General features: G+C 53.3%; 13 protein-coding genes. 2 read left to right on the top strand and 11 right to left on the bottom strand.

Translation table 11 applies throughout. The features are described 5' to 3' along the window. The first annotated feature begins 499 nt into the window (after positions 1–499). Positions 500–700, top strand: a complete 201-nt coding sequence (locus JMJ16_RS22705; protein ID WP_007910948.1) for a hypothetical protein — start codon at positions 500–502, stop codon at positions 698–700. 327 nt (positions 701–1,027) lie between these two features. Here the strand turns inward: JMJ16_RS22705 and JMJ16_RS22700 are convergent, their stop codons facing one another. Then, entirely contained in the window at positions 1,028–2,242 is a 1,215-nt protein-coding gene (locus JMJ16_RS22700; RefSeq protein WP_201385244.1) for a tRNA-dihydrouridine synthase, read from the bottom strand. A gap of 274 nt (positions 2,243–2,516) precedes the next feature. Continuing rightward, positions 2,517–3,254 carry a glucosaminidase domain-containing protein gene (locus JMJ16_RS22695; protein ID WP_201385243.1) on the bottom strand — a complete coding sequence of 246 codons (738 nt, stop codon included), beginning with the start codon at positions 3,252–3,254 and terminating at the stop codon, positions 2,517–2,519. 349 nt (positions 3,255–3,603) lie between these two features. Between JMJ16_RS22695 and JMJ16_RS22690 the strand changes: the two genes are divergently transcribed. Next, on the top strand, positions 3,604–4,797 hold the full coding sequence (locus JMJ16_RS22690; RefSeq protein ID WP_201385242.1) for an acyl-CoA dehydrogenase family protein: 1,194 nt from the start codon (positions 3,604–3,606) through the stop codon (positions 4,795–4,797). 6 nt (positions 4,798–4,803) lie between these two features. Here JMJ16_RS22690 and JMJ16_RS22685 read toward each other — a convergent pair whose 3' ends face one another. The 9 genes from JMJ16_RS22685 to JMJ16_RS22645 form a co-directional block, all read right to left on the bottom strand. Beyond that, positions 4,804–5,376 (bottom strand): class F sortase, encoded by a 573-nt coding sequence (locus JMJ16_RS22685; RefSeq protein ID WP_201385240.1) that lies wholly within the window; start codon positions 5,374–5,376, stop codon positions 4,804–4,806. Positions 5,377–5,500: 124 nt separating this feature from the next. Beyond that, entirely contained in the window at positions 5,501–6,217 is a 717-nt protein-coding gene (locus JMJ16_RS22680) for a DedA family protein (RefSeq protein ID WP_201385238.1), read from the bottom strand. 301 nt (positions 6,218–6,518) lie between these two features. Beyond that, entirely contained in the window at positions 6,519–7,172 is a 654-nt protein-coding gene (locus tag JMJ16_RS22675; protein WP_201369226.1) for a hypothetical protein, read from the bottom strand. A 64-nt stretch (positions 7,173–7,236) separates the two neighbouring features. Next, entirely contained in the window at positions 7,237–7,923 is a 687-nt protein-coding gene (locus JMJ16_RS22670) for a CpsD/CapB family tyrosine-protein kinase (protein WP_201385237.1), read from the bottom strand. Positions 7,924–7,939: 16 nt separating this feature from the next. Continuing rightward, a complete protein-coding gene (locus JMJ16_RS22665) occupies positions 7,940–8,752 on the bottom strand; it encodes a YveK family protein (RefSeq protein ID WP_201385236.1) in 813 nt (270 codons plus the stop codon). Between the two features lie 48 nt (positions 8,753–8,800). Beyond that, positions 8,801–9,937, bottom strand: coding sequence for a glycosyltransferase (locus JMJ16_RS22660; protein WP_201385235.1), 1,137 nt, complete (start codon positions 9,935–9,937; stop codon positions 8,801–8,803). A gap of 6 nt (positions 9,938–9,943) precedes the next feature. Beyond that, positions 9,944–11,554, bottom strand: a complete 1,611-nt coding sequence (locus JMJ16_RS22655) for a sugar transferase (RefSeq protein ID WP_236601659.1) — start codon at positions 11,552–11,554, stop codon at positions 9,944–9,946. A gap of 157 nt (positions 11,555–11,711) precedes the next feature. Next, the gene (locus JMJ16_RS22650) at positions 11,712–12,887 is read right to left on the bottom strand and encodes a glycosyltransferase family 1 protein (protein ID WP_201385233.1); all 1,176 of its coding nucleotides are present in this window, start codon (positions 12,885–12,887) and stop codon (positions 11,712–11,714) included. A gap of 399 nt (positions 12,888–13,286) precedes the next feature. After that, the gene (locus JMJ16_RS22645; protein WP_201385232.1) at positions 13,287–14,588 is read right to left on the bottom strand and encodes a peptidase dimerization domain-containing protein; all 1,302 of its coding nucleotides are present in this window, start codon (positions 14,586–14,588) and stop codon (positions 13,287–13,289) included. Positions 14,589–14,850: the final 262 nt, after the last annotated feature.

Below are 14,850 nucleotides of genomic sequence, written 5' to 3'. Positions count from 1 at the left end.
TATGGGCGCATATTTTCTCAGCGAATTCTCAGGCGAAAACTGGCCTTCCTGCCTTATAATAGGTATAGAGCGAGAATGTGGAATATGTCGATCAAGCTGGCAGGTTGATCGAGTGCTCCTGAAAAACCCTATTTTATCCTGGTTGCGTAGTCGGAAATAACCTGAGCCCTTTGTGTGTTATAGAGTTTGAGAAAAGTAACTTTCTGACAAACATGCAAGGGTCCGCTTTCAGTCGCTTCATGTCGGCTGTCAATAGGAATGTTGGGCGGATTTTGGGGCTTTTATTTTGGGATTTTTTGCTTCTAGTGTAATATAGACGTAGATACAAGAGGTTTTACTCTCTTTACTAAAACCTGGCGTCATAAGGAATATGGCAAGGGGAATTAGAAGTAAGGAGCAGATCTCAAGAGCCTACTAGTTTCTAGTAGCGTAGCGACTGGATAGACATTCTTTACATTCGAGACGTTACATATTTTGCGATGATGTGAGGTAACAGATTATGTCAACCGCAACCCTGGAAACCAAGCTAGACAAGGCTTTGGAGCTTGTCGGTTCAATTGACCCGGAAATTGCTGAGTCATATCCTTCGCTAGAGGCTCGTATCCTGGCGCAAGCCCTAGAAAATGTGGAAATTGCTGAGCGTCGCTTGCGCGAAATCCAGAAGCTGGTAGGTGATTTTAGCGAGGTCGTCCTGGTGTAGTTGGCTACCTCGCTTGAGAGAGGCGGCTACACCACTCATGTCTCTAATCCAACTATCCTCGTTGGCTCTCTCTCTGGGTGCCTTCTCTCCCCAGGAGAGGATATTTTTTGCACCGACACTCGCCGTCGCTTTATCATTTGATTAGCTATTTTTACCCTTTTGTTTTTTCTATGATTGGTAGCCATGATTGATAGTCAATAAATATCCTCTGAGATTGTCTCCCTATGAAAGAATATGAACAAATTCTGCTAAAAAAGTGGCATGTGAAAAAGCAGAGCGAGGCCCTCGTTTCGGGAAACGAGGGCCTCGCTCTGCTTTTTCATCGGTTTAGAGGGAGCAACTGAGGTCGAGTTCGGGATCGCGCAGCTCTTCCTGTATGATGCCCTCATCGCTGCCTGGTGTGTCGGCGGGTTCTTCTTGCGTAAGCGCACGCTCGATAATCTCCTCAACGTCTGCTAGGCTGTTGATTCTGACTAGCTCATTGCGGACCTGCTTGGCGCCTGCGAAATGGCCCAGGTACCAGCCCATATGCTTGCGCAGCTCAACAAAATGATCCTCGCCCTTGAGACGAGCGTGCACACGCGCGTGCTCCAGGGCCATCCGTAGTCGCTCTTCGCGCGAGGGCATAATGCTGGGAATATTCTCAGGCGTTGGCTCAACGTCACTATTGACGACCTCTTTCATCTGAGCTTTATTCTGGAAGAGCCAGGGATTGCCATAGGTCGCGCGCCCGATAAGCACACCATGCACGCCTGTCTCGCGAATACGCTTAGCGGCATCATAGAGATTATGGATATCACCATTGCCCAGGATGAGCGTATCGGTCTGTCGGACGATCTCGGCCGCCTGGGCGATGGCGTCCCAGTTGGCCTCGCCTTTGTAGTGTTGCGCGAGGGTGCGCCCATGCAGGGAGATATTGGCGGGTTCCATTTCCAGCAGATCTTTCACCCAGTCGGTAATGGTAATGGAGTCGTATCCCAGGCGGGTCTTCACTGAGACCGGTAGGAGGCTCCGCTCAATCACTGCCTTATCCCCCCAGATTCGCACACGCTCCTCGTTCATCTGGCGAATGCGCTGGATGCGCTCAGGTTCCATTCCCAGTTCTTCGAGCGTCTGTCCATTGGCCCAGTCGCGCACACCTGCCTGCGTCGCCCGAATAATGGCCTTCGCGGTATCAGGCACGCGGATGAGCGCGGCCCCGCCGCCTTTATTAGCGATCTTGGTTGCGGGACAGCCCATATTGATGTCCACCCCATCGAAGCCGAGTTCACACGCGACGTGTGCGGCAAGATAAAAGTATTCGGGGCGGCAGCCAAAGATCTGGGCGATAGCCGGGCGCTCCGCAGGGGTATAGAGGAAGTCACGGAAGATACGGTCGCTCCCCTTCCAGAGGCCCTCGACATTGGTAAATTCGGTCAGGACAATATCTGGTCTGCCATGCAGGCCATGCATGGTGCGACAGGGGGCATCCGTGACGCCATCCATGGGCGCCAGGCCAATAATAGGTTGTGGAAGCGTATTCCAGAAAGAGGTTGGTTTCATTATGCCAAACTTTCGCGCTGAACTTTCTTTTATCTTCTATCTATATGTATGTGAAATCGGTAGTTAGTCGTCTTTACTTTTGTGTTTCGACCGTTTAGATCTTTTATGATACATCCTTTCGGGTTTCTGGTCAATTTTCGCCTTTTGGCGTTGTGGGACTCGCCAATGTTAGTGTAAACTTCGCGCCTGCGACGCTCAGAGTAAAGGGATAGGGGCATGGTTTGCGGGCACCCGCCCGCAAACCATGCCCCTATCCCTTTACTCCTTTATTTCTTTAGGGTGGTTTCTGTGCGCCATTTGTCGACGGCGACTTTGACGGTGAGGATGTAGGAGGCCTCGTCGTTATTATCTTTCCTGGGGCATAGGTAGGGATAATCTGGTCGACGGTCACCAGGCCCCATCCCTGGACATAGGTTTGGGCGATCAGGCGATACCAGTCCTGGAAGCCCTCTTCCCAAGTTTTGTAGAGCCGGTAGCCCTGATAGGCTGGTTCGTCTGGGCGCTGGCGAATATTGCCCAGAGAGTGGGTCTCCTGGGCGACTCCCAGCTTGCCAAAGTGGCTCTCCTGCCAGAAGAAGGCCAAGGCGTAGGCGGGGTCAACTCCGTATTGCACACCATAATCATAGAGTGCCTGCCCCTTGCCGAAGGCGGGCGAGTCATTGCGTGCGAGGACGAGGTTGATAAAAGCCGGGGTCAGGGTCGGCTTGCCCATGACCCGGTAGACGGCGTCTTTGGGTGTACTGGCAAAGGTGCTCGCTTCATCATAAGGAGGGGTATACGAGGGCTGCTGGGGCGCGGGATGGAAGGTGAACGATGGCAGAAGGGCAATGCCCGCCAGTACACCTCCCAGGATGCATACCAGCAATAGTAAACAACCACCCGTGCCGAGCAGGACATAGAGATAGGAGGAGCGCTTAGGACGGCGTGGAGGCTGGGGCGTCATAGGCAGCCCCGGTGCCGCTTGTCGCCACTGGCTATCATTTCTTAAGGGCTTTGTCGGCAGGTCGTACATGCAATGTCCTTATCGTGCTGTGTCTTCGGCTGTATACTGGTCGCTCTGAGGAGCGTGATTTCTGGTTCTCTTCCATATATACGCAGAGCAACCCATGAGGTTCGATATAGAGGAAAGGGTGTGGGTGGGAAACGTGGCAATGCCGCGTTTCCCACCCACACCCTTTCCTCTCCCTCCTTCTCGCCTGCTTTTGCGATATAATAGCTACAGGCAATGTGCCCTCAAAGGGGAGGGTGCATGAACATCAGGTTACTGATCTTATTCCGAAATCCAACGCCACTTACGTGTCTAGCGCTTCGCGCTCAGGGTTTTCGGAGAAGAAGACCACAGAGGGGAATTAGGAATTCATATGTCTCAGATAACTGCCCAGCGACTGGCCCAGATTCCATCCGCGACTGACCTCTATAATATTGATCACCTGCTCTCTGATGAAGAGCGTATGGTGCGCGATACTGTGCGTAAGTTTGTACGCGAGCGCGTCCTGCCCATTATTGACCAGCACTTTGAGGCTGGTACCTTCCCACGCGAACTGATTCCAGAGATCGCGGAACTGGGGTTGCTGGGAATGCACCTCGATGGCTATGGTTGCGCTGGCTTGAGCGCGGTGTGCTATGGGTTGGCCTGCCAGGAGCTTGAGGCTGGCGATAGCGGCCTGCGTTCATTTGTCTCTGTGCAGGGCTCGCTGGCCATGTATCCTATTTATGCTTTTGGGTCAGAAGAGCAGAAAGAGCACTGGCTGCCGCGTATGGCGCGAGGCGAGGTGATTGGCTGCTTTGGCCTGACGGAGCCTGATTTTGGCAGCGAGGCCGCTGGCATGCGCACCAGCGCGCGCCGGGACGGAGATGAGTATATCCTGAATGGCACAAAGATGTGGATTACGAATGGTGGTGTGGCGGACCTGGCGGTGGTCTGGGCGCGCGCCGAAGATGGTATTCGCGGCTTCCTGGTTGAGCGGGGGACACCGGGCTTTACGACCAGCGATATCCATCACAAATTGTCGCTGCGTGCCTCGGTTACGTCTGAGTTGCATTTCGAGGAATGCCGTGTGCCTGCCAGCAATATGCTGCCAAACGTGAAGGGCATGCGTGGTCCCCTCTCCTGTCTCAATGAGGCCCGCTTTGGCATCTCCTGGGGCGTGACTGGCGCGGCTCGCACCTGCTTTGAGACGGCGCTGGAGTATGCTAAGACGCGTGTCCAGTTTAAGCGCCCCATCGCCAGTTTCCAACTGGTACAGCGCAAGCTGGCCCTGATGGCCACGGAACTGGTCAAGGCGCAGCTCCTGGCCTTGCAGCTTGGACGCTTGAAAGATGAGGAGTTGTTGCACCCGGTGCAGATCTCGCTCGCTAAGCGCAACAACTGTCGTGAAGCCCTGGAGACGGCGCGCGAGGCGCGTTCCATTCTTGGCGCGAACGGCATCACGCTTGAATATCCGATCAGCCGTCATATGAATAACCTGGAGTCGGTCTTTACCTATGAGGGCACCGACGATATTCATACCCTGATCATAGGCCAGGCCTTAACGGGTATCAATGCCTTTGAGTAGTCTCCGCTATGGTGCTACCTGGTGGCTAAAGACGACCAGGCGTTGATCATAGCCAGTGCCGGTCCAGGCTCCGCTACAGGTAATCAAGTTCAGGCGATGCTCGGTAGTGGAGCCAAAGACCTCGTTTTGAGCCTCACTGCCGGGCTCGTTGGCTGAGTAGCTTTTCACGTTGTCCACCACATAGGTCAGGGTTGTTTCTCCTCCCATATCGATGTAGATGCGTGCGCCAGGCGTGAGCGTGTGGAGGGACCAGAAGATGGCGGGGTCGCCACCCACGCGGTCCACATGCCCGGCGATGATGGCGTTCCCCGCCTGTCCAGGAGCCGCACCTAGCTCATACCAGAAGACGCTGGTCCAGTAGGGGGAGTTGAGCGCCTGCGAGGTAGGGGCATCCATCTTCCCATCGGGCGTCGCGCCAACTCCCAAAACGGACGCATCGATATGCAGACCAGGGATGCGGATCTTCTCCGGCTGCCAGGAGGCGATCTGCGTGGTATTAACCTGGCGGTTATAGTTGTAGATCAAGACTCCCATGATCACCACCAGCAGGAGTCCACTATATAGTAGCAGCTTCCTCATTGCTTCCTATAGGCGTAAATAAAACTACGATACAAACTTACTTTTAGTATATGTTCATACCGCTTTTTCGTCAATATATGAGATCGCAGTCACCCAAAGGATCTATTATAGAAGCTTGTTGTTTTTAGTGCTCTGGCTCCTGGTGATGGTTCTCTTTCGTTGATGAAGGGGAGGTTGATGCGTTCTTCTTGCGCAGACGCGTGATGACGTAGGCGAGAATAGCGCCCAGGACCACGACGCCCGCGATAATCCAGCCTGCTGTCCCCACCAGGTGCTCGACCTGGGCGAAGTTTTCATGGAAGATGCGACCCGCGTAGTAGCCGACGAGGCCGACGATAGTTGCCCAGAGAATGCCGCCAGTTGCGTTATAGATGAGGAATGCGCGCCAGGGCATATGATTAACGCCAGCCAGGAAGGCGGCCCAGGCACGTAAGATCGCGGTAAAGCGTCCCAAAAAGACGGTCTTGCCACCATGATGCTCAAAGAACTGCTCGGCTTTCGCCAGGTGTTTCTGCCGGATGAAGACATATTTCCCATAGCGCTCGACAAAGGGACGGCCACCTTTGCGCCCAATCACAAAGCCGATATTATCGCCCACAATCGCCCCCACAGCGGCACAAACGATCACAAATACAATATTCAGGCGGTGGTCAATAGCGGCGTAAAAGGAGCCAAGCAGGAGCATTGTCTCCCCAGGAATGGGAATCCCGATACTCTCAATCATGACAAAGAGGAAGACCATCGGGTAGCCGAAGGAGGCCAGCAACTGTTGCAGGGTCTCAAGTGAGATCAGGGCTGCCTGGACCTGTTGGCGTATGAGTAGAGCGCGTAAGATGTGCATGTATTTCTCTATCCTTCCGGCAAAGAGTAGGTCACAGTTGGCGCGTGGTAGTGGGGCGACGCTGCTAACCCCCATTCGGGGGCAAGCGCACGCGTATACATATAATGGTACGGAAAATTTTGTGCTACACATCACTCTAGTTATTACGCCTATTCAGTGCAGATAGTTGTGCGTGGAAAAGCAGCGGAGGATGAGAAGAAGGCCGCGCAGAGTTGCAGCTCTGCGCGGCCTTCTTGCCGGGTCTAGCTATGTATATAACCCTGCTGGCGCGTCTCAGAGATGTAGAGACAGCGAGAGGATTTTAGCTCTTACAGGCGGGAAGATCTTTCAGGCCCTTGGGACCCAGGTCATTGCCATAGTCCGAGATTTTCCAGGTGCCATCCTGATCCTTCACCAGGGTGAACTTTAGCTCATAAGTCTGTTGGAGATGTTCACGTTTAATGGTGTAGGAGTAGCTCTGAGTATTCCCGTCGTTGGTAGCGCTACCAGCGACCTCTTTGTAATCAGTAATGGCGCCATAGCATTTGTCGCTTGCCTGAGCCTGGTGGGTAAAATCGCCCTCCGAGAGTTGGATCGTGATGGATGGTCCAAGCGTGCGATAGGCCTGGGCGTAGTCCCTGGTCGAAAGCGCCGAAAGGAAGCTCGTATTTGTGCCAGCAGGACCGGAACCCTCGGCAATTCCTTGGAAGAGGTTCATTGCGACAAAGAAGCCAAATATAGCACAGACTAACAGAATCGCCGCGACAACAAAAACAGCCTTGCGAAAGGTTTTCGGTTGTGGCGTTTCGCGTTTGGGCCGCCCGACTCGCGGCGTTGGTGGGGGTTGGTTTACACGTACCATGCCGGGAGGACGTTGGGGGATGGCTGGTACCTTGCCGGTACCATTGAGAGCCGCCATTTTCTTACTGGCCAGCTTCTCCCATGACTCCCCTCCCTGTCCTTGTCGTCCTTGCATGCTCGGTCCTCCTCGTGTGCGAAGTTGTTAGTGAATCGTGGTTTCTACTATACACGTTTTGTCATTAAACGTCTAGCAAAATAGTCCCTGCGACTGTCGTATGGGTGCGCTCCAGGTGCTGCAGTGCATTGCGGGCCTGGGTACGTGTTGTTTGCCCTTTGGTGATTAACAGGTAGGTCTGGTCGGCGTGAGCGGCGAGTAGAGAGGCGTTCACGCCCGTGAGCACGGGGGCGCCATGTAAAATAAGCAGGCTTAATCCAGGGTAACGGGCCGCCATATAGGCTTTTAGTGCTTGTATGGCCTCGTCTATGTGGCGCATGAGCAGCCGGGAGGTTTCCTGACTGGATAGGGAAAGCGTGCCCGCACTCAGGAGTGAGAGTTCTGGCAAAAATGTGGGGCGCACGTACTGCTCAATCTGCTGCGACTCTTTATTGAAGGAGGCGAGCAGATCGCTGAGTCCACTGGTCTGACCTATGCCAAAGCATTGCTGGATATGAGGGGTTTGCAGGTTCGCGTCTACCAGTAAGGTTGGCAAGCCATTTTGTGCTGCTGCGATGGCCAGATTTGTCGCTGTCAGGCCGGGTTCGTGCTCACTCGTGGGTGAGGCTAGCACGATCGCTTGCGGTTGTTTTTGTGCCGCATCGAGAGAGAAGCGAATATTGGCAATGATCTCGGTATACGCGAGACTATAAGTTGAGTTTGTGTTGTAATCGCTAAGCAGAGATGCCTGCTCCTGTTTTTGTAAAGCCACGTCTATGTTCCTTCCCTTAGGATACCGAAGCCTGGCGAGGCTTGCTCTGGCCTTTCTCCGTTGCGGAGGCGGCTGGAATTTCACCGATGATAGGCAGTTGCAAGAGATCTTCAAGCTCCTCTTTGTTGCGCACACGATCATCGAGATATTCCATGAGAAATGCCAGGGCGATGCCAAGTAGCAGGCTGACCAGAACCAGGGACGCCAGCTGGAGCGGTTTATTGCCAGCAGGACCACTAACGAGGCCTGGATCGGAGGCACCACTGACCAGTTGTGCTTCGGCCTGGGGATGAATACTGGTATCGCTCGCGCTACTGCCATTGCGAATTTCATAGTCAAGGAAAGAACTACCTTGTTGCGTAAAAACCTCGCCCACTGCCGTAGCAATGGCTTTGGCGCCTTCAGGAGTTTGATAGGTCGCGGTGATGGAGAGTATGCTATGAGCGTGTGTCGAAGTCAAGGCCCCAGCAATGGCACCCTCATCAATCTGGTTGGCGCCTTGCGGATTGCCATTATGAGCATAATCCTGGTCTAATTGCTGTTTTATCCGGGCCACAAAATCCTTGGAGGTGAGGGTTGGTCCGGTGACAATCTCATCGGCCAGGGTTTCCCCCGCGGTCAGGTAATCGGTGGCATTAGCATTTTTGTCGTTGGGATCTGCCTGTAGGCCAATGCGAACCGTCACATTTGACTGGTAGGTCTTGAGTGCGCCAGGTGTTTTGCTCAATTTATAGTACTGATAACCGGCGAAAGCCGCTGCGATCACGACGAGGGCTACAATGATCCAGAGCCTCCGTCGTATTACTGCCCAATAGGCTCGTAGTTCCACGTTTCTCTACCCTTTCTACTAGCTTCTTATGCGCTGGCAGTGTTCTCTTTATGAGATGACATCATTGCTCGGCTGGATGCTTCTCTGCGATTGTCCAGTCTGCATTTTGGCTTCTATAAATTGCAAGATGCGACGCTGGAAACGTGGTGTGTCGAACTCCAGGGCATGATTGCGTATAGCCATCGGGTTAAAGTGGCGCTCGTCAAAGGAGGCGAGCGCGTCGGCCAGGCTCTCGACGGTCTGTTCGCGGAAGAAGACGCCAGTGACGCCTTCTACAACGGATGCCAGGGCGCCCCCCGCGCCATAGGCGATAACCGGGCGGCCCGCCGCCTGTGCCTCTAAGGGCGTAATGCCAAAATCCTCTTCGCCAGGGAAGAGAAAGGCACGGCAATGACTGATATAATGGGTAACCTCCTGATCGGAGAGTCCGCCCATGAAGCGAATGGTTGGGCCAGCAAGCTTTTCCAGTCGTTCTTTATCTCGGCCTTTTCCAATCACGACCAGCGGCAATTGTAGCCGATTGCAGGCTTCAATCGCCAGGTCTATACGCTTATATGGTATCAGGCGACTTAAGACCAGGAAATAATCTCCTGGCTGTGTGGCTGGATCGAAGGGGAAGCGCTTTACCTCAACTGGAGGTGGAATGAAGATGGCCTCGCGCCGGTAGTATTTGCGGATGCGGTCGACGATGGCCGGTGAGTTGGCGATAAAATGATCGACGCGCATCGCGGTCGTCTGATCCCAGAGACGCAGGCCTGTGATTATCAAGGGAAGAAGTGTGCGCGCCGCCTTGCCCAGTTGTTCGCGCTCGACATACTCCTCATAGTTCCAGCACCAGCGCATAGGGGTATGGCAATAACAAATATGCATTGTCTCCGGCCTGGTGATGACGCCTTTAGCAAAGGCGCTTGAACTGCTGAGCACCAGGTCATAGCCACGGAGATCTAATTTCTCCATTGCGAAAGGATAGAAGGGTAGGTAGGGCTGGTGATGCCTGGTCACCATGGGCAGTTTTTGCATAAAAGAGGTACGAACATCTATGTTTTTGAAGGCGGGATCAACGCGCTCAGGATCATAGATAGAAGTATAGATAGGGGCGTCGGGGAAGAGTTCATGCAGTGCCAGGACCACACGTTCTGCCCCCCCCATTTGATTGAGATAATCGTGTACTAGTGCGACTTTCATTGGCTATTAATACGCTCCTCGTCGTAGTAGGACTGCCGGGATAGTGCTAAAGAGAATCTGGAAGTAGAGACGTAGCGAGAAATTCTCAATATAATAGAGGTCCATGAGCACTCCCTCGTCGAAGCTGAGATTGCTGCGCCCGCGTACCTGCCACAGGCCGGTCAGGCCCCCCTTCATCGCGAAGCGTCCCTTCTGCCATTCCTCATACTGCGCGACCTCGGCGGGAACAGGCGGTCGGGCACCAACCAGGCTCATATCGCCCTTGAGCACGTTAAGAAGCTGGGGAATTTCATCCAAGCTGGTTTTGCGCAGGAACTTCCCAATGGGAGTGATACGCGGATCATCCTTCATCTTAAAGAAATGGCCCTGAGCCTCATTTCTGGCCTGGAGGGCGGCCTTGCGCTGCTCGGCATCTTGATACATTGAGCGGAACTTGTACATCTTGAACGGTTTCTCGTTCATCCCTATACGCGTCTGCTGGAAAATGACTGGCCCCTTGGAGGTCAATTTGATCAGGAGGGCGATGCAGAGCCAGATTGGCGATCCAAGCAGGAGCACAGATGCCGACCCCAGGATATCGATCAGGCGTGTAATAATACGCTGAGTGGTATTGAGCGAGGCCTGGCGAATACCAATCAAAGGAATGCCCTCAATGGCCTCCATATCGATGCGCGAGAGGCTTAGTTCGTATAAATCTGGGATTAACTTAAACGAGGTTCCCAGGCGCTCGCAGAGTTTCACGCTTCGTACAGCCTGCTGGTGCAGGTTGGAGGGGAGCGCGATGATGACCTCGTCGATCTGCATCGAGCGAATAACCATAGCGATATCATCAATTGTGCCCAGCATCTTAAAGCGCCCAAAATCGCTTGGCTCCTCGCTCATATCGTGCAGAAAACCCACAATCGAGTAGCCGAGATTGGGGCTGGCTGTAATATGCTGCATGACCATTTTGCCCAGGCGCCCCGAGCCTACGACCAGCAGGCGTGTTTCTCCCAGGCCCATCCGGTAGAGCATGCTCATACCCGCAGAGACGAGGAGGCGTCCCAAAATGAGCACAAGAATGGTGATCAGCCAGGCAAAGACGAAGAGCAAGCGCGACGTGGCTGGTGGCTGGAAGGTAAAGTAGTACGTAATCAAGAAGGCCAGGCCCAGCGTTGTGGAGCCCAGAATAATCTGTGCCTGGCGGAACCAGGTCCCGGTCAGGCGCAGACGATAGAGACCACGGAAGATGAAGATAACGAGCAGTCCCAGGATGATACCTATCTCCAGCCTCGCAAACTGATCAGGTGGCCCCAGATGAGAGGTTGTTGCATCATTATCGAGGAGATTCATGCGTACATTGACTAGGAGATGGCTGAGAACGCTATCAGGTTCGTCAAAGGCCTGGCGTAGTGAGTAGGCCAGCTGAAATGAAACATGAATCAGCCACGCATCCAGAATAAGCATAGCGACACATTCAAAGATGCGCCATTGTTTGCGATGTGATCGACGTTTTGAAATGGTCTGGGTAATGGGACCTGTCGCTCCTGTCGTACCAGAGAGGCCGGGTTGAGGAGCGTTCTGGGTCCGGGTGATCCCCGTTCTGCTCGTATCTATATTCATGGTCTCTTTTTGCATGGTCTCTTTACTTTGCTTCATATATTACTATGGCACTTTGGCTTCTCTGTATATTTCTATGCAGGAGTGGCGCCTGGATGCCTTAAAATTCGTTCAAACAATAAAGACGCTTTTCGCGGGCAGAAAGAAACGCGTGTCAACCTCACAAAATAAATAGCTAGTTCGTCACTTGTTGTCGAGGCCGTTCCCGGGCGGCCTGCTCATATACCGCAATAGTTTTTGTGACCATCCGCTGGACGGAGAAGCTCTCCATCACCTTATACGCTTCCTCGCGACAACGCTCTTGTAGCTGAGTGTCGGTCAAGGCCCGGTGAAGGGCTGAGGCCAGGGCCTCGCTATCCTGAGGTGCGACGCAAAGCGCCAGGTCTAGACCTGCCTCGGGGAGGCTTGATACATTGGTCGTGACCACTGGTGTACCTCCTGCTAATGCCTCGGCAACCGGAATGCCAAACCCTTCGTAGAGCGAGGGAAAGGCAAAAACACTGGCTGCTTGGTACCAGAGCTCCTGATCCTGATCATTCACATAGCCTGGAAAGATGACATCCTGTTCTAGCCCCAGTTGTTGAATGCGGGCGAAAATCTCATCGTAGAGCCACCCTTTGCCGCCAGCCAGGACAAGCTTCTCACGTCGCCCCTGGCTTTGCCGCAAGCTATGATAGGCCTCGATAAGGGTTGGAATGTTCTTCCTTGGCTCAAGCGTTCCCAGGTAGAGAATATACCCATCCGTAAGCCCGTGTTTCTGACGGAAGCCCGCACGTTCCTCTTCTGAATGAACGTTTGCGAAGCGTGAATCGATACACATATGCACAGTGTGGATCTTCTCCAACGGAATGTGGGCCAGAGTGTGGGCGTCGGTGCGCGTACTCTCCGAGACACTGACAATCGCTGTAGCCTGGCGCAGGCTGCGAAGCGTAAATGTGCGATGATACAGGCGTTTACTTGTTGTCAGTACTTCAGGAAAGCGCAGAAACGCGAGGTCATGCAGGGTCACAACACTGGCACAGTTTTTGGGAAGCAGGGCCGGTAAAACATTCACTGGGGAATGAAGAACGTCGATGTGCCGTTGGCGTAACTGATTTGGAAGCGTGAATTGTTCCCAAGTTACACGTGCGGTTGGCTGAGTCTCTGGCCAGGGAGCGGAAACATAGGTAATCTGTGGGTGATAGGCATGTAGCTGCTCAATGACATCCTCTCCATTGATGAAGACTGTGTAGTGGTGCTCTCCTGGCTGCCTGGCTAATTCGCGGAGCAGGTAACGTATATAGCGGCTGACACCACCATTGCGATAGTTTTGACCGAAGGATAGCAATTGAGCATTGATACCTATATGCATATCGATGACAGTCTCCTATAGCTGCATAACGTCGCTTTTTTACAGTAACAGCCAGTCGTCATTCTGGTTTCTTAATGAAATATTGGCAGTAAATGCCTTGATGCAGATAGATGAGAGTGATAGGCTCTTGCTGTGAGAGCTTTAAAGAGTTCGATGTTGGACGAAAAAACAGAGTTATAACGAACGATCAGGATAGAAAATGTTGCGTATTATGCTCTCATACTAAATATCGGCTGTTAGCTGTAACTGTAGACCCTGATCAGAGCCCTGACAGTTTTTAGTATACTCTCTAAGCGATGAGTTGTATAATAAATGGCCCTATTAGCCTGTTTCCTATATGGGAGGAAATTCTCTTCAATTGCAACTATGCTCATAAGAGAGAACGAAATATATGGCTATTTATCGCTCTCCACTTTTTCTCTGCGCAAAGCTAGCAAGGAGTAATGCTGTCTGTCTGGTGAAGGCTGAGGTCTCAGCTTCTCCGGCCAGCGCAGTGATAACAAAAGGTAAGGAATGCTGGGCAGCAAGGAGGGCAAGCGGCTGACTACTCGCGGTTGTTGGAAGCAAGGCTGGCCGTTGCCCATACGCTAGCTCACTACTTGCGCGTGCCAGTTGTACAAAGGGTACATCTGGGGTCTGTGCAGGGGTTGGAGGATAACCATAGCGCCAGCGAGTCTGAACATCGTGGAAGGCTCGCTCGTCAAGATGATGGCGTAATTGCGTATAGACCCGCTCGGGGACCTGCCCCGCGACCAGGTGAAAATCCAGGTTTGCTTGCGCATGCGTCACCACGTGCTCGCCATTATCGCTGGCGTTCGCAGAAAAAGGCAAACCTGTGAGCATAGTGAGGCTACAGGTGGGGACCAGTAGCTGCGTGTAGTGGAGTTGTAGACCCTCAAGGTCAAGGGCTAAGGCTGGTAGGCCCCAACGCTGGCGCAAGAGTTCCGAGCGATCCAACAGCTCAGCTGTTGCCTGCAACAGCTCCTCCGTGGGCAATTCGATGGCATCATAAAAGCCCTTAAGGTGGATCTGTTCGTGCTCATCCTTGATGCTTTGCAGGGCCCAGAGCAATCTCCACGCGGCGCCAGGTGCGATGCCACCATGCATGCTATGGCTGGCCGCCTGGGGCGAGGTAGTATACAGGCTGACGCCCAGGCGGCCCTTGCTACCAAGCAGAAGGAGTGGGGCGCTAGTGGCGTTGAGACCGGCCTCATAGGTACCGATGGTATCATCCCAGAGGCAGGCATTGGCCTGGAGTCGGGACTGGTTAGCACGCAGAAACGCCGGGAGAAGATCTGTCTCTGTATCCTGCTGGAAGTGGATCAGCCATTTGATGGAGAGTGGCAGATCGCCCAGGATATGCTTAACTGCCTCCAGGGCCTGCAGGTATGCAAAAATAGGAAGACTGTGCCATGGTTGGTTTCCTGATAGGGAGTAGCTGTTATAGAGTAACAGGGTCGAATGTGGGTGTGTGCAACGTTCACTATAGAAGAGTATGGGTATTTTACCTATCGGGGGATGGGACGTGGTGGAGGTCGTGAGGGGAGGCTGGGTAAAACCAAGCTGGCCCAGGCGGCCCTGGAGCTGATCCAGCCAGCCTTCTGGCCTGGAGGAAAGTGCCTCGCCGACTATCTCTGTCGGGATAAATGGATGCATGCGCTCAAAGGCCTGTAGCTGAGCGTAAAAGGTGGTATCGATCATGTACGCGGCTCCATAGACTCTATGCCTGGCCAGCAGGAGCAAAAGCGGCATATTTCCAGGACTTTTGCTCTGGTTTTGCTAGTACCGCAAGCTAAATATCTTGCATGCTCTCTATTGAAAGAGTATACTCTGGGACAGTAAACGAGACAGGCAATACACGAAAGAGAAAATCTCACCACGTGCTCTATGCGCTACATTGCGTTTTTCTTTGCATCGGTGTATTATAGCCTAAGGTTCCAGCAACCGCCTAGTGTGTTCTGTG

The organism is Ktedonobacter sp. SOSP1-52 (genome assembly GCF_016587395.1).
This window is presented reverse-complemented; position numbering and strand designations above follow the sequence as displayed.